Origin of the sequence: Vibrio sp. YIC-376 (assembly GCF_052353105.1) — a bacterium.
Classification (GTDB): domain Bacteria; phylum Pseudomonadota; class Gammaproteobacteria; order Enterobacterales; family Vibrionaceae; genus Vibrio.
Map to the genome: position 1 here is coordinate 101,042 of NZ_JBBWFK010000011.1, position 15,327 is coordinate 116,368.

Here is a 15,327-nt window from a genome sequence, read left to right on the forward strand (position 1 = left end):
TTCATCCAACACCCTCGCGCTCAGGGCGCAGGGTAAATTTAATTATCTTGTGCTTCTCTGATTTGAACGCGAAATCGCGTGCCATTTGGATTCACAGTAACTTCTGAAAGCACAACCGACTCAAAACCATGCACGATCATCTTTCGCCATGGTCCCGGTTTGGTGTTCACTTCCAGTCCGTTATTGTCATACCAGTAAAAGCGGTAAAGGATAGGTTGATCACCCTTATAGTTACTATTTAGCTGGACGACTCCTCTTGGCCGGTCATCGACATAAGTGGTCGTAATGTTGTCCACCACTAATCGGCTACCTAATACGTTGTCGTTAAAAAATACTTGCTGTGTCTGACCGTCAATTCGGATGCCTGCTGTGTTGTCAGCACATCCAGCCAAACCCACAAGCATCGCTAAGCCAATAAACCATAATCTCATTACAATCTCCCTAGTTGCTTATGCCACACAGTCGAGTGCGCTCCCTGACGAGAGACCCAAACCAACGTGGTTTGCTGTGCAGGCACATCAAATTGATAGACTTGATCACCTAAGTTTAAGCTCTGTGTTCCCGGCTTCACTATTTGAGATGCCGTTTTCACTTGTGCAGGCAGTGTTTGCCAGCTTCGGGTATCAGGTTGTTCAGTCAATGTATTCCAGACGTTGAACAAAAGGTTGCCAACGTCATCACCTTTCTTGGCCGCTTCTTTACGAATGCGGTCTTTCGCCCACACACGGAGTGCCTGACGAATCACTATGGACATTAAACGCTCATTGAGATCGTTTTGAGCCATTGCGTTTACATCAGCCAAAGTACTGGAATTCAGTTTGGTGCCATTCAGACTGACATCACCAAACTTCTGCGTCCCTCGATTAGGGTAGTAAGGCAAAGCTAGCGAATAGATTGCCCACCTATTTCGACTGTCGTAAATCGGTAAATCGATGCGCCATCCATTAAGAGCTTCAACTACACCTTGTTCGTCTAGCACGATAACCCGGCCTTGTGCCTTGTTAAGGCCTGATGGTGCCTTGTTAAGGCCTGATGGCGCATTGCCGTAGCGTTTTTCCAGCAACCTGAGGTCTTCGCGCATACCCAAATTCTTTGCCACGTACATCGTACTTTCGATGACTTGCGGATTATCGGGCATCACTGCCAGCGCGCGTCGATAATCGACATAAGCGCTGTTGAGGTCTCGTGAAGCTTCGTATAACAAACCTGAAAGGTAGAACAGATACCCATTTTGCACCGCGCTAAGTTTTTCCCCTGCATCGGGATATCTGGCCAGTACACTCCCCAAATTAGCGGACATGCCTTGGTTTTTCAGATCCTTTTCAGCGGCTTCTAACTCTTTTTCACGCGCTTTTCTTGCCGCTTCCTGCACCTGATTCGCTCGACGAACTTCGACTAATGCGCCTTCCAGATCATTTTTCTGCAAATAATTCAGCGCAAGATATAAGTGTAGGAAGCCCAACTCATAATCAGCGGGTTGGTAATCTTGAAGATTATCGTTGACCGCCAGAGAACCAACATTAGTGGCAGTTTCAGAGACAGAAATGATGGCACGATCTTGTTGGGTACGAACAGCGCGATCACTGTTTTCCAATGCGCGGAGGCTGGCCGGATAATCTTGAGCGAGAAATGAAAGTCGGCCTTTTTCGAAATTGCCAAGTATCTCACCACCTACATCACTCGATTGAATTTGCTTGGCTTTTGCATATTCTCCGGAGGCTACGGCCTGATAAACTTCTTGGTTCTGATCGCTGTAGTGACTAAACAATTTACCAGCAGATAAATTAGCACAACCAGACGCCATAAGAGCCCAACTAACCAGCCCTAACAGCTTCACACCTAATTTCACATTTATCTCCACAAATGTGTGCTCAGAAAAGTAAACAAATTGGGTGGCACAATTACCACCCAATTTAAGTCGCTTAGCTCAACACCATTGGGCCTAAAGGACGACCGCCTAATAGATGCATGTGAATATGATAAACTTCCTGACCGCCATGAGGATTGCAGTTTAGGATTAAGCGGTAACCGTCTTCGGCAATGCCCTCTTCTTTTGCAAGTTTTTTCGCGACAGTAAATAGGCGACCCATCATCGCTTCGTCTTCAACTTCCATATCATTGATAGTAGGAATCAATTTATTTGGGATGATAAGAATATGGCTCGGTGCACGCGGGTTGATATCACGAAAAGCAGTTACTAAATCGTCTTGGTAAAGAATGTCTGCTGGGATTTCCTTACGAATAATTTTACTAAAGATAGTCTCTTCCGCCATGGGTACTCCAATTTATAAGGTTGTGTAACCCATTTAGTATGCGCCAAGCAAAAGCATAGCTCAATAAAAACAGTGTTCACTTAACATTATTACTTAAGGTGTTTAAAACTAAGCTATTTTTGTCGTGTGCGTCATAAAATGTGCGTCTCAGACTCAATACAATCCGGTGAATTTTGTTACTTTTTTAAGACAATTATAAATTATCCCCAAATCACCTGAGATGCTTGCCAGAACCGGACTAAAACATTCCGAAAACTGCATTTTAACGTCATTTGGAACTCTTTTGTCTATTTCTGGGAGAGGACACTCACTTATGCGAGGTTCAGTTATTAAACGGATGTATGCGGGTTTTGCACTGATCATCATCCTATTTGCAGTCACCATTGCCATTATGATGGGAGGAATGAACGACATCCATGGAAAATTCCAGACCGTTTCAAAGTCATCTTTACCACTCGTTTCTCTATCAAACCAAACCAGTGTAGAACTACTTTCTGCTGACAAATCTTTTAAAGACTTCCTGACCACTGAGAATAAGCAGCGCATGGACACAATGCGTCAGGAGTTCGCCAAATCTCATCAGCGATTCGAGTCAACCTTGAGTCAGTTAGAATCCGCAAGTCAAATCTATCCCTCTCTCGCAGAACCATTTACTGAGCTAAAAGAATTAGAGAAAAGCTATTTTTCTGAAGCTCTAGAAGCCATGGACAACTACGAAGCGATGTTCATGGCGCAAGAAGAGGTACAAAAATCTTCTCGCCGTTTCCAAAAACTGAATACAGAGCTTTCAGTCGGGCTGAAAGAGTACGTTGCGGATCAATCCAGTATTTCGGTGAAGGTGATGGCCAAAAGCTACTTCATTAAGCTGAAAGATGCAGAAGTGATAACGTCAGACGCATTAGCAAGTTCAAACTCAGAGTTTGTAACAAAAGCCGTCGCTAAAAACCGCAAAACGGTCACGCACTTAAACGATGCGTTCCGTGGTCTGGCAGCCCATTTACCAGAGATCGAAAAAGCCTTTGGCGATTCCGTCGAGCAGTTTACTCGTGACGTAGGTAAACGTGGCGGGGTACTGGATCAGCACAATAACTACCTGATCGCTCGCGCGGCTTTGTATGACAATATAGCCAACCTTGCCAACAAGGTAGATACAACAATGACTATCCTCGAGCAGTTCACCACAACTGCAACAGATAAACTGAATGAATCCCTGACTGAGGCGGGTGACATCTACTCTGCCGGTGTAACAAAAGCGGTGATCATTGGTGTGGTAGTCGTACTTTTTGCAGCGGCGATTGGTTATCACATTGCACAAAGCGTGCGTGAGCCATTAACTAAGATCCTCAACGTTCTTGAAAGTCTCACCGAAGGTGATATGACGCAACGCATTGATGTTCGATATAAAAATGAATTTAGTCGTGTGAGCGGCCACATCAACTCTTTAGCAGACAGCCTGCATGACATCCTAGTGAGGCTGAACGAAGCGTCTGAAAATCTGGCTTCGACTGCAGCAACCAACGAACAAACCTCTTCTCAAGCTCAGGGACAATTGAGTTCTCAACGTGAACAAACCGCCAACGTTGCAACGGCTATGACCGAGATGTCGCATTCAGTTCAGGAGGTAGCGCACAGTGCTCATGGCTCATTGGAGATGGTAAAACGCGTCGAGTCTGCATCAGAAGAAGGCCGCACTATCATGAGCGGCAATATCACAACAATTAATCAGTTGGAAACGCGTCTGCATGAATCTGTCTGCGCCGTATCAGAATTGCAGAAGATGAGCGGCCATATTGGCTCGATTTTGGATGTCATCCGTAATATCGCGGAGCAAACCAATCTGTTGGCACTCAATGCGGCCATTGAATCCGCTCGTGCAGGCGAGCAAGGACGTGGTTTTGCCGTTGTGGCCGATGAGGTACGCGTACTTGCTTCGAGGACCACGCAGTCGACCACTGAAATTGAGTCGATGATCAGTAATCTGCAATCAAGATCGCAGTCAGCCAGCCACGTTATTCAAAGCTGTATGAATGATATGGAAATGTCTGTCGAACAAGCCTCGAAGGCAAATAGTTCGATGGAAGAAATACAGGCATTGATCATCGAAATCAGTCAAATGAGTACTCACATTTCACAAGCTGCTGCGGAGCAAAGCGAAACATCTGCAGCCATCGCGCGAAGTATTGAGGATATCAACCACATCGCAGATGAAAGCTATCAGGCGATGTCAAACATAGCGCAAACCAGTGAGTCCCTGACTCATTTAGCACATCAACAAAACGAGCTGGTACATCGCTTTAAATTATAAATAGGGATATTTCACTGGTTCAACCAATTGTATAAGGGCGACTTTTTATTAGATCGCCCTTGTTTTTTATCGGCCGTGTCTACATATGGTTATTATGGCCGACTCAACCCTTTTCATATCTATTTTAGAGCGGCCGCATAAAAAGGAAAATCTATGGCTGTTCATGTTGGTATTATTGACCAAGACCCAGTGAGATTGGTTACCCCTCTATTGGATAATCGCACACTAAGTTCTCATATAGTCTTCATAGGCGATGCAAGCCAGAAGGATATGTATAACCGACTGAGTAACGTTCTAGCGCAGCGAGAGATTACCTCCGAATTCTTTGAGATCCCTTCCGCCGTTAATACTACTTTGATTAAGCAATCGATTCAGAAGCTGGCTAAAGATCTTCACGACCGTGGTGAGGATGTAAAATTGAATGCCAGTTGCGGTCTTCGCCACCGATTGCTATCTGTATACGAGGTTTTCCGCACCTATCACTGGCCAATTTTCGTCGTTGAGCCAAACAGTGACAGATTATGTTGGCTTTACCCTGATGGTCTAAAGGATACCCAGGTCGAAGATCATATTACGATTGCTGACTACCTAACGATTTTTGGTGCGCGAGGCGAATTCCAATACATTGATTTACCACCTCTTCTTGATAAAAAGTTGTATGAACTTGGTGAGCGTTGGGCATCAAACGCCCTTGAGCTTGGTCCTGGTCTTGCCACGCTAAACTACCTTGCTACCACATGTCGCAAAGAACAGAAACTGGATGTAGAGCTTTCTGAGAAACAACAAGGTTATCGTGAACTAAACATGCTAATCAGCGATCTTGTTGAAGCCGAAATTGCTACCTACGAAAACGGCATCCTCACGTTTGCGAATGAAGACGCACGTCGTTTTTCTAATGGTGAATGGCTGGAAACTCTGGTACACAGCACGGTGAAGCAGATTCAAGACACCATGCCAACGATTCAGGACCGATCTTTGAATGTTCAGGTTTATCGTAAGCTTGGAGAAAGTGAAGTTAGAAACGAACTTGATGTGGCGACAGTGGTAAACAACAAACTACATATCATCGAGTGCAAAACGAAAGGCATGCGTGATGACGGCGATGATACGCTGTACAAACTGGAATCACTTCGTGATTTGCTAGGTGGCCTACAAGCACGAGCTATGCTGGTGAGCTTCCGCCCTTTGCGTCATAACGACATCACCCGCGCAGAAGATTTGGGACTGGCTTTGATTGGCCCTGATGAGTTAAAAGACCTTAAAACTCACCTTGCAGCTTGGTTTGAAGCCGCTGGTGGCTCAGACGAAGTTTAATCGAGAGCATCGAGAGTAAAGAAGCCGCTGAATCGCGGCTTCTTTACCATTTATCCCACCGTTCAATAAACAAAAAGCCAGAGGACAACCTCTGGCTTTTTCTATTCTTTTCAGTCAGATAATGACGAATTAAAGCATTTTACGTGCAGCTTCTACCACAATTTTGATTGAGCGAGCTTCCGTCTCTTTCAGAGTTGAATGATCTGGAATCTCTTTTTGTGTACGGTTGATAATAACGCCCGCGACACAACCCGCTTTCAGACCAGAGCTTGCACACATAGTAAGTAGTGTTGCTGACTCCATTTCAAAGTTCAGAACACCCATGTCTTGCCACTCTTTCATTGAGCCTTGGAAGCGCTTAACCACACGGCCTGTGAACGTATCGTAGCGCTCTTGTCCTGGGTAGAAAGTGTCACTTGAAGCCGTAACACCCATGTGAACCGTTGCTCCGGACTCTTCTACTGCGGCTTTCATTGCAGTCGCAACATCAAAGTCAGCAACCGCTGGGAACTCCATAGGAGCGAAGTGCAGGCTTGCACCATCCAGACGAACAGAACCTGTCGTCACGATCATGTCACCCACATTTACATGTGGTTGAATCGCACCCGTAGTACCCACACGTAAGAAAGTGCGAACACCAAGCTGTGCCAACTCTTCAACAGCGATAGACGTAGATGGACCACCAATACCTGTTGAACAAACAACAACTGGCTTACCGTCCAACTCTGCACGGTATAGCGTGTATTCACGTTGACTAGCAAGGAATACTGGGTTCTCCATTTGCTCCGCAATTTTTTGTACGCGTGCTGGATCACCAGGAATGATGGCTAGAGTTGCACCATTAAGATCGGCTTCAGTAACACTTAGATGGAATACAGCTTGAGACATAAGTCGCTCCTTGTTCTGGCTTATTTTTGGGAGTAATAAGCTCATTAATATGTGGTTGGGTACAGAAGCACTGTAACGAACCTTAAGGGGACATATAGTGATATTGGTCACACCAATAAAATGCAATAACATAGCACTTTCACATAAAATAGACTCTGGTCACACTATTTATGAAATTAAAGCTTGGTTGCATATTAAATGAGCGACTGTCATATCCCAATAATCAAACTGGACAATATTGAGCACAGGAAAACAAAAACCCCGAGACACTGTCATATGCCCCGGGTTAAATATAGTGCAAGTTTATTTCATTACGACACTTGCTTTGACTTAAAACGTAACAGCCGCAAAGCATTGAGTGTCACCAGTGCCGTTGCTCCACTATCCGCCAACACTGCAACCCAAAGCCCCGTGATACCCAGCAGACTGGTCACCAGAAACACACCTTTCAGGCCAAGTGCCAATGCAACGTTCTGGCGAATATTATTCATCGTCGCGCGTGATAGCTCGATCATTGCGGGCAACTCCAGCAATCGATTATGAGTCAGTGCGGCATCTGCGGTTTCCAGCGCGACATCAGTGCCTCCTCCCATCGCAATACCAATACTGGACGCTTTCATCGCAGGCGCATCATTGATACCGTCTCCAAGCATCGCAACCGTGTGCTGTTTAGAAACCGTTTCAACGTAATGCACTTTATCTGCTGGCAACAAACTGGCTTGATAATCTAACCCTATTTGGGTCGCTATCGCTTCGGCACTGCGAGGGTTGTCTCCAGTTAACATCACCGAAGAGATCCCAAGCGCTTTAAGAGCTTGCACTGCTTGATGTGCGTCCTGCCGTAGCGTGTCCTGCCAGGCAATGACACCAATTACCTCTTCCTCACGGCGGACAATAACGACAGTTTTGCCCAAATCTTCCAACTCAACGATCTGTTCTTCAAGCGATTGTGAAAGTTGAAAGACGGCTTTTGAAGGCGCAATAACCTGAACCAATGTTCCTTCCACTACACCCGTTACACCCGAGCCCACTTGTGCGGTTTTTTCGCTTGCTTCGGGAATCGCAATACCTAAACCTTCTGCCTTATTGACCAGAGATACCGCCAATGGATGACTCGACCCAACCTCAATCGCAGCAGCAAGACTAAGTAGCTGCTCTTCAGTCACTCCGAATGAAAGGACATCGGTGACTTGTGGTTTGCCCTGTGTCAGCGTGCCGGTTTTGTCAAACGCAACTGACTCCACTTTTCCTAGTAGTTCCAATGCCGCGCCGCCTTTGATCAATGCCCCACGACGTGCAGCAGCGGCTAAACCAGACGTAATCGCAGCGGGTGTTGAGATAACCAATGCGCACGGACAAGCGATAAGTAATAGCGCTAAACCACGGTAAAGCCATGTTTCCCAAGGTTGAGCGAACAGCAGTGGCGGTGTGACGACCACGACCAACGACACCACCATCATAAACGGCGTATACCAGCGGCTAAACTTGTCCAGAAAACGTTCCAGCGGTGCTTTTCGTGATTCCGCCTCTTCAATTAAGTGCAGAATTCGGTCGATAGCATTGTCACCTTGTTTCGACGTCACTTGCATCCGCACGACTTTATCGACGACAACAGCGCCCGCCATTATTTTACCGCCCTCGCCGCGCTCAACAGGAATCGATTCACCGGTAAGCGCGCTTTCGTCAAAGCTCGCCATCGAGTTCATCAGGACACCATCGGCAGGCATACGGCCGCCGGGAGCCACTTCTATGACATCTCCCGGTTGAAGTTGCGAGGCAGGTACTTCAGTGCGCACACCATCTTTAATCAAAATGGTGTTCTCCGGAACCAAATCCATTAGCGCCTGAATGCCGCTCCGGGCACGAGAAGAGGCGTACGCTTCTAATTTTTCACCAATGAGGAACAGCAATAAAACCATTGCTGCTTCTGCCGTTTCACCTAAATAGAGTGCACCTAACGCCGCAACAGTCATTAAGGTTTCGATAGCAAAAGGGGTTCCTCCTTTCGCTAACTTGGCGGCTTTCCGTGCAATCGGATACAAACCCAGCAGACAGGTTAAGGTAAATATCCAGGCACCAATTTGAGGGTTTATATTCGAAACGATGGCCGCAATCAGCATCGCAGCAGAGATAGCGAAAATGTGCAGATTGTCTTTAACGAGACCACGCCAACCTTTAATTTCACTTTTCTTATTTGGCTTATCCAGTGACGCGAGAGGAAAGCCTGTCTGTCGAGCGGTTTGTTCAATGATAGATGTTAGTGAGTGGTCATCAAAATCAACAACCAATTTCTCGGTAGCAAACATTACTCTGGCGTTGCTTACACCTTCTAACCCTGTAATCGCCTTTTCAAGCTTTAGTGCACATGATGGGCAGTCCATGTCTGCGACGAGCCAACTGCTCCGAATTAAAGATTTGGGCGCTCTCTCGGGGGCTTCATCTGCCGTAGATTCCGAATTGCAACTGCTACCGCTGCAACAGGCACTTTCACCTGTATCGACCGTTGCATTTGTAATGTTAAGGGTCGTTTTAGTCGACGCGCAGCAGGAGTCACTCACCCCTATCGGCACCGCAGATTTAATTTTGCCTGATTGGCAACCTTGATGTTTCGTGCACATAAGCCATGTTCCTTATTGGGATAACCTGTTCATCTGACAACAAGGATAAACCTTGGAGTAAGATCCAAGGTCAAGTTGATTCGAAAAATTTTTGACGGCACCCGCAGACTAAACGTCAAAAGGCGCTGATGCGCCTTTTTGATGTAGCTTTGGTAAGTCTGTATCTATACCGGATGCATGAAACATTCGTTTAGTGCCATTCCGAGTGCCCTTAATACATCTCGTCTGGTAATAATCCCAACCAATTTCCCCTTATCATCAATGACTGGATAAACTTTGGGCTTACCAATTTTCATCATATCTGCCAACTCAATAATCGACATTTCTGGTGAAACAGAAAGTACATCCTGATGCATGCATTCCTGAACCGTGTGCGTATCCTGACAGTGGTAGCTCGCTTTAACCAATTTATCTAACAAATCTTGCTCCGATAAGAACCCAACCACCTTTTTGTTCTCATCGATGACGGGGCCACCAAGAGTCACACTTTTCATTACCTTATTCAACGCAGCCGTAAGCGACATATCTTTGGTGAAGGTCACTGCTTGCAACGTCATGTAATCTTTTACTTTTAATGAAGCCATCCTAATCTCCTTAGCACCATTTTCTTGCGGCCTTTATTTAAGTGTCGTCTAATTTTCTGATTTTACTAAATGGAAAGTGTCAATTTTGATCATAGCGCTAGTCTATTGATCTATATCCGAATTAGAGAGACTGAAAAATCAACAAAGACGTGGTGACATATTTATATTACTTCTCCCGGCATCAGACTTTATTACTCGTAGAATTAGACAATGTGAGTCACATAAAACACGCGTTTGGCGGGATGTTTACCAGAAAACGCTTAAGCACCGCGCACAAAAAAGCCAGTCAGTGAAACTGACTGGCTTTGCGGTCTTTAAGACGAAGGGGAAATTAAGCGTTTTCTATCGCTGCCACAATATCGCGAGCAACTGCTTCAGCGACTTTGATGCCGTCGATACCAGCCGATAAGATACCACCAGCGTAACCTGCACCTTCACCCGCTGGGTAGAAGCCTTTCAAATTGATGCTTTGAAAATCTTTACCACGTTTAATGCACACAGGTGAAGACGTACGTGTTTCTACGCCAGTCAACAAACCGTCGTCTGAAGCAAATCCTTTGATCTTGCGATCGAACGCAGGAATCGCTTCACGAATTGCTTCAATTGCAAACGGTGGCAGCGCTTTCGATAGGTCAGTAAGCTTGATACCTGGTGTGAATGATGGTTCAACATCACCTAATTCACTTGGATCGCGACCTTTCAGGAAGTCTCCAATCTTTTGTGCTGGTGCGTCGTAAGTCTCACCACCCAGCTTGTAAGCGCCAGATTCCAACTCACGCTGGAAGCGAATACCTGCAAGCGGATCACCCGGATAATCCACCTCTGGAGAGATGCCAACAACAATTGCACTGTTTGCGTTACGCTCTGAACGAGAGTATTGGCTCATACCATTTGTTACTACACGGCCTTCTTCTGATGTTGCAGCAACCACTGTGCCACCTGGACACATACAGAAGCTGTAAACCGTGCGACCGTTCTTACAGTGGTGAACCAGTTTGTAATCCGCCGCACCAAGAATTGGATGTCCTGCGCTTGGACCAAAACGTGCTTCGTCAATCATTGATTGTTTGTGTTCAATACGGAAACCTACCGAGAAGGGTTTTGCTTCCATGTAGACACCGCGTTCATGCAGCATTTCAAATGTGTCACGCGCACTATGACCAACAGCCAGAACAATGTGGCGAGATTTGATCTCTTCACCATTCGACAGTGTTACGCCCGTAATCTGACCATCTTCCATATGAAGATCATCAACACGTGTGCTAAAGCGGATTTCACCACCCAGTTCGATGATTTTCGCGCGCATTTTTTCGATCATCGTTACTAATTTAAAAGTACCGATGTGTGGTTTGCTTACATACAGAATTTCTTCTGGTGCGCCAGCGTCGACAAATTCAGTGATCACTTTACGGCCGTAAAAGTTAGGATCTTTTACCTGACTATATAGTTTGCCGTCAGAGAATGTACCTGCGCCGCCCTCACCAAACTGTACGTTTGACTCGGTGTTTAGCGTGCGCTTACGCCAAAAACCAAACGTATCTTTAGTACGCTCACGAACTTCTTTACCACGTTCAACGATAATCGGGTTAAAGCCCATTTGAGCCAGAACAAGACCTGCAAACAAACCACAAGGGCCAAAGCCGATAACAACTGGGCGCTCTTTCAGATTTTCAGGCGCTTTCGCGACAAACTTGTACTCCATATCCGGAGTTTGGCGAACATGTGGATCTTTTGTAAACTTCTCTAACAGCGCTTCTTCATCGCCTTCCACGATAACATCAAGCGTGTAAATAAGATGGATGTTGGTTTTCTTTCGAGCATCGTACCCGCGTCTAAAGACGTTAAAAGAGATAACTTTCTCAGCAGGAATGCCAAGCTTTTTAGTAATCGCGTCTAATAGCGCGTCTTCCTCGTGATCAAGAGGAAGTTTAATTTCATTAATACGAATCATGTCGATGTCTCGGATAGTAGGTGTCTTAGCCAGAATCAAAAAGTCTCCAGCTCACAATGGCGCGCATTTTACGAGAAATTGAATTGTCTGTCATACTAAATCAAAAATAGGTGGTGAATTTAACTGAGGGTCTGTTGACCTTTCGAGTTGAATTTTACCTTGGGATGAGTATTATCCCCCATTCCTTCATTTTGACTAACTTAAGAGCTGATTATCATGGCGTTTGTCGTAACCGATAACTGTATCCAATGTAAATACACCGACTGTGTTGCGGTGTGCCCGGCTGACGCCTTTCACGAAGGTCCGAACTTCATGGTAATCAATCCAATAGAATGCATCGACTGCGGTTTGTGTGTCGACGAGTGTGACGCTCATGCGATTTTCCAGGAAGATGAAGTCCCTGAAGATCAACAAATCTATATAGAGCTCAATGCAGAACTCGCTGAAATTTGGCCAGTACAAACTGAAGTAAAACCAGCAATGGAAGAAGCCGAGAAGTGGAATGGCGTGCCAAACAAACTGGATATGCTGGAAAAGTAATTAAGAGCAGATAAACGAAAAAAGCGTAATGACGAAAGCCATTACGCTTTTTTTGTATCTCGATTTGTTGAATGAAATTAGCTGTGCTGACGACGCATATTATCCAAAATAATACCCGTAGCCATTGCGACGTTGAGCGATTCAGCACCGCCAAATGCCGGAATAGTGATCTTATCCGTCACGAATTTCGACGCTTCTTCACGCACGCCGTGAGATTCACTGCCCATCAATAAAATGCCTTCGGCAGAGAAATCCGTCTTATGCACGCTTTCCCCTTCCAAAAACGCACCATAGACTGGCAAGTTCGCTTGCTCGAGGTAGCTTGGCAGATCAACAAGGCTAACCTGAACGCGACCAAAGCTGCCCATCGTCGCACTGATGGTTTTAGGGTTGTATGGATCCGCGCAGTCTGCACTTGCGACAATGTGCTTAATGCCATACCAATCCGCTACGCGAATGATAGTACCTAAGTTACCCGGATCAGACACACCGTCCAACGCGATCATCAAGCCTTTAGCCTGAGGCACTTTCACACTTGGGATTTCTACTACAGCGATTGCCGCGTTGTTGCTTACCAACGTGCTTGCTTTAGTCAGGTCGTCTAGTGATGCTTCGATGCAGTCAAATTGACTAAGTTCTTGGCGGTGCAGTTCAAGAAACTCTGCCGTTGCAAAAATCTGTTTAACCGTTAACGAACTCGTCGCCAACTCCAGTACGTTTTTTTCACCCTGAACCAGAAATAAGCCGTGCGCTTTACGCTGCTTCTTTTGACCCAAAGCACGAAGCAGTTTTAATTGGTTTTTTGAAATCATGAAAATATCCCAGGAGAAAATGGTTAAGTACCGAATAAAACGGGGGGATTATAGAGTAAAGACGTGCATAGCTAAAGAGAGGTTAAAGTGAGAAGCGAAATAAAAGCCCGCAAACTAACGACGCTGCGGGCTGTAAGGACATGATTAGAGAGCCGGGTAAAACAGCCAATGAGAAACATCGTCTTACTGAAGAACTAAAATAAGGAGAACGGCGGCTTTCTCCTTAGTCTAAGCTTTAGATTTAACTGGCTATTCTATTAACAAAGTTTCTTTAACTAGCAGAAAGATAATTTCGCCATCCACCTAACTCGGTAATATCCTCAGCACCTTTGATTCCAATCGCTTCACAGATAAATCCTGTTACCCAACTGCCATCGCTGAGCTCGACTTTTCCTAACCCTAACGGATGCGGGATCTGGCATAGCAGAGTACCTAAAGCCGATTTAGGGAACGACCACACTTCAATTTCAATCGCCTGACCATTGCCTTCATCTCGAACGAGCCCCGGACGTGCTGGCGGACCACCAGCCAATGCGTACATCCGATAAGACTTGGCGGTTTCGCCTTTGGCTTTGAGAATCGCACCCACTCCCGTTAGCTGATGATTCAGCGGGAGCCCTTCCATATGGGCACCACACACCAGCAGATCAACACGTTCATCTTCAGGTAAAAATTGCTCAGTAGCGCCAAGAGGAAGACAAGTTTCTTTTTGCCACGCTTTTGCAAGCTTAATCAATCCCAAGTCTGTAAATGCGGGGGCAAAAAGCGTAAAGCCAAACGGTAAACCGGATTCACAAAACGATGACGGAATCGCTATCGCCGTATAATCCAGCAGATTCATGAAGTTAGTGTAGTAACCAAGGTTACTGTTGAGCGCTATCGGGTTAGCTTCAACTTCTTCAATGGTGTAAGTGCTTCCGGTGGTCGGCGTAATAACAACATCCACCTCTTTCAGTAGTCGGTCACATTGCACTTTGTAGTCCTGAAGCTGATACATGAACTGAAACGTATCGGCGGCCGTGTAGTTTTTCGCGCCACCAATAATCGTTTCAATCACGGGTAAGCAGCGGCTGCTGTCTTCATCAAAAAATGATTTTACCGCAGCGTAGCGCTCTGCAACCCAAGGGCCTTGGTACAGAAGTTTCGCCGCATCGATAAACGGTTGCAGATTAAATTCAACCAGCTCTGCGCCCATGGATTTCATTCTTTCCAGAGCTAAAGCAAACTGTTTTTGGTATTGCTCATTACCAAAAAACGCCAGTTGCTCTTCTGTAGGTACACCTACTTTCAGACCACGGAAATCACCAGGTAGTGTCTGCTGAACATTTTCACGCGCATAACCATCTGTCTCGTCATACACCGCGGCAACATCAACCAGAGTTTCAAGATCCGCCGCACTGCGGGCAAAGAAGGTAACGCAGTCCAGTGTACGACATGCTGGAACGACGCCGCTGCAGCTCAGTAAACCTTTGGTCGGCTTTAGGCCCAAAATATTGTTGAACGCAGCAGGAACACGCCCTGAGCCTGCGGTATCGGTTCCCAGCGAGAAGAACACCTGATTGAGCGCCACACTGATGGCACTGCCTGCACTTGAGCCGCCAGATATATATTGCGGATCAAAACTGTTTTTCCCTGCCCCCCATGGGCTACGAACCCCAACTAATCCAGTGGCGAACTGATCCAGGTTCGTTTTACCCAGAGGTACCGCTCCTGCTTTGATCAGCTGCTCTACGACAAACGCAGACTCTGTCGGTTGGTAAGCAAACTCTTTGCATCCCGCGGTTGTAGGTAAATCTTGCAGATCAATGTTGTCTTTTATCGCAAATGGCACACCGTACAACGGTAATGATTGACTGTCTTTTGTCTCCAACGCAGAAAGATAGTCATCCAGCTGTGACTCTGAAATCAGAGAGATCCAGGTATTGTTCGTATCTTCCTGAGCCAGTTTATATTTCTCTTTCAGAAACGTTCGGATATTCAGTTCGCCGGAACGGTATCCTGCAAGTAATTGTTCGATAGTAACTGGAGTATTCATCCCTTTT

Annotated in this window: 12 protein-coding genes; 3 read left to right on the forward strand and 9 right to left on the reverse strand. The window is 46.0% G+C overall.

Going from position 1 to position 15,327, the window contains the following annotated elements; translation table 11 throughout:
• Positions 1 to 38: 38 nt before the first annotated feature.
• The 3 genes from WJM94_RS18980 to hinT all read right to left on the reverse strand — a co-directional run bounded on the left by WJM94_RS18980 (position 39) and on the right by hinT (position 2,273).
• Positions 39 to 431: a YcfL family protein gene (locus tag WJM94_RS18980; RefSeq protein WP_444495759.1), complete on the reverse strand. Its 393-nt coding sequence runs from the start codon at positions 429 to 431 to the stop codon at positions 39 to 41.
• Positions 431 to 1,849, reverse strand: a complete 1,419-nt coding sequence (locus tag WJM94_RS18985) for a COG3014 family protein (protein WP_444495760.1) — start codon at positions 1,847 to 1,849, stop codon at positions 431 to 433. The genes WJM94_RS18980 and WJM94_RS18985 overlap by 1 nt, the downstream gene beginning before the upstream one ends.
• A gap of 73 nt (positions 1,850 to 1,922) precedes the next feature.
• Positions 1,923 to 2,273: a purine nucleoside phosphoramidase gene (gene hinT, locus WJM94_RS18990; RefSeq protein WP_444495761.1), complete on the reverse strand. Its 351-nt coding sequence runs from the start codon at positions 2,271 to 2,273 to the stop codon at positions 1,923 to 1,925.
• Positions 2,274 to 2,586: 313 nt separating this feature from the next.
• Here hinT and WJM94_RS18995 point away from each other — a divergent pair, with 313 nt between their 5' ends.
• Both WJM94_RS18995 and WJM94_RS19000 read left to right on the forward strand, forming a co-directional pair.
• Positions 2,587 to 4,578, forward strand: coding sequence for a methyl-accepting chemotaxis protein (locus tag WJM94_RS18995; protein WP_444495762.1), 1,992 nt, complete (start codon positions 2,587 to 2,589; stop codon positions 4,576 to 4,578).
• A 153-nt stretch (positions 4,579 to 4,731) separates the two neighbouring features.
• A complete protein-coding gene (locus WJM94_RS19000; RefSeq protein ID WP_444495763.1) occupies positions 4,732 to 5,892 on the forward strand; it encodes a DUF1887 family protein in 1,161 nt (386 codons plus the stop codon).
• A 129-nt stretch (positions 5,893 to 6,021) separates the two neighbouring features.
• On the opposite strand, the gene udp is transcribed toward WJM94_RS19000, so the two are convergent.
• The 4 genes from udp to WJM94_RS19020 form a co-directional block, all read right to left on the reverse strand.
• Positions 6,022 to 6,780, reverse strand: coding sequence for a uridine phosphorylase (gene udp / locus WJM94_RS19005; RefSeq protein WP_444495764.1), 759 nt, complete (start codon positions 6,778 to 6,780; stop codon positions 6,022 to 6,024).
• Between the two features lie 311 nt (positions 6,781 to 7,091).
• The gene (locus tag WJM94_RS19010) at positions 7,092 to 9,398 is read right to left on the reverse strand and encodes a zinc/cadmium/mercury/lead-transporting ATPase (RefSeq protein WP_444495765.1); all 2,307 of its coding nucleotides are present in this window, start codon (positions 9,396 to 9,398) and stop codon (positions 7,092 to 7,094) included.
• Positions 9,399 to 9,562: 164 nt separating this feature from the next.
• The gene (locus tag WJM94_RS19015; RefSeq protein WP_444495766.1) at positions 9,563 to 9,982 is read right to left on the reverse strand and encodes a CBS domain-containing protein; all 420 of its coding nucleotides are present in this window, start codon (positions 9,980 to 9,982) and stop codon (positions 9,563 to 9,565) included.
• 331 nt (positions 9,983 to 10,313) lie between these two features.
• A complete protein-coding gene (locus tag WJM94_RS19020) occupies positions 10,314 to 11,933 on the reverse strand; it encodes an NAD(P)/FAD-dependent oxidoreductase (RefSeq protein WP_444495799.1) in 1,620 nt (539 codons plus the stop codon).
• 216 nt (positions 11,934 to 12,149) lie between these two features.
• Here WJM94_RS19020 and fdxA point away from each other — a divergent pair, with 216 nt between their 5' ends.
• On the forward strand, positions 12,150 to 12,473 hold the full coding sequence (gene fdxA, locus WJM94_RS19025; RefSeq protein ID WP_444495767.1) for a ferredoxin FdxA: 324 nt from the start codon (positions 12,150 to 12,152) through the stop codon (positions 12,471 to 12,473).
• Positions 12,474 to 12,550: 77 nt separating this feature from the next.
• Here fdxA and WJM94_RS19030 read toward each other — a convergent pair whose 3' ends face one another.
• Together WJM94_RS19030 and atzF are read right to left on the reverse strand one after the other, a co-directional pair.
• Complete coding sequence (locus WJM94_RS19030) at positions 12,551 to 13,285, reverse strand: RNA methyltransferase (RefSeq protein WP_444495768.1); 735 nt, start codon at positions 13,283 to 13,285, stop codon at positions 12,551 to 12,553.
• A 271-nt stretch (positions 13,286 to 13,556) separates the two neighbouring features.
• On the reverse strand, positions 13,557 to 15,320 hold the full coding sequence (gene atzF / locus WJM94_RS19035; RefSeq protein WP_444495769.1) for an allophanate hydrolase: 1,764 nt from the start codon (positions 15,318 to 15,320) through the stop codon (positions 13,557 to 13,559).
• Between the last annotated feature and the right edge of the window lie 7 nt (positions 15,321 to 15,327).

Bases quoted from the DNA above. Each gene is read 5' to 3' on its own strand.
- WJM94_RS18980 (WP_444495759.1), bottom strand. From the start codon at position 431: ATGAGATTATGGTTTATTGGCTTAGCGATGCTTGTGGGTTTGGCTGGA.
- hinT (WP_444495761.1), bottom strand. From the start codon at position 2,273: ATGGCGGAAGAGACTATCTTTAGTAAAATTATTCGTAAGGAAATCCCA.
- WJM94_RS18995 (WP_444495762.1), top strand. From the start codon at position 2,587: ATGCGAGGTTCAGTTATTAAACGGATGTATGCGGGTTTTGCACTGATC.
- WJM94_RS19000 (WP_444495763.1), top strand. From the start codon at position 4,732: ATGGCTGTTCATGTTGGTATTATTGACCAAGACCCAGTGAGATTGGTT.
- udp (WP_444495764.1), bottom strand. From the start codon at position 6,780: ATGTCTCAAGCTGTATTCCATCTAAGTGTTACTGAAGCCGATCTTAAT.
- WJM94_RS19010 (WP_444495765.1), bottom strand. From the start codon at position 9,398: ATGTGCACGAAACATCAAGGTTGCCAATCAGGCAAAATTAAATCTGCG.
- WJM94_RS19015 (WP_444495766.1), bottom strand. From the start codon at position 9,982: ATGGCTTCATTAAAAGTAAAAGATTACATGACGTTGCAAGCAGTGACC.
- WJM94_RS19020 (WP_444495799.1), bottom strand. From the start codon at position 11,933: ATGATTCGTATTAATGAAATTAAACTTCCTCTTGATCACGAGGAAGAC.
- fdxA (WP_444495767.1), top strand. From the start codon at position 12,150: ATGGCGTTTGTCGTAACCGATAACTGTATCCAATGTAAATACACCGAC.
- WJM94_RS19030 (WP_444495768.1), bottom strand. From the start codon at position 13,285: ATGATTTCAAAAAACCAATTAAAACTGCTTCGTGCTTTGGGTCAAAAG.
- atzF (WP_444495769.1), bottom strand. From the start codon at position 15,320: ATGAATACTCCAGTTACTATCGAACAATTACTTGCAGGATACCGTTCC.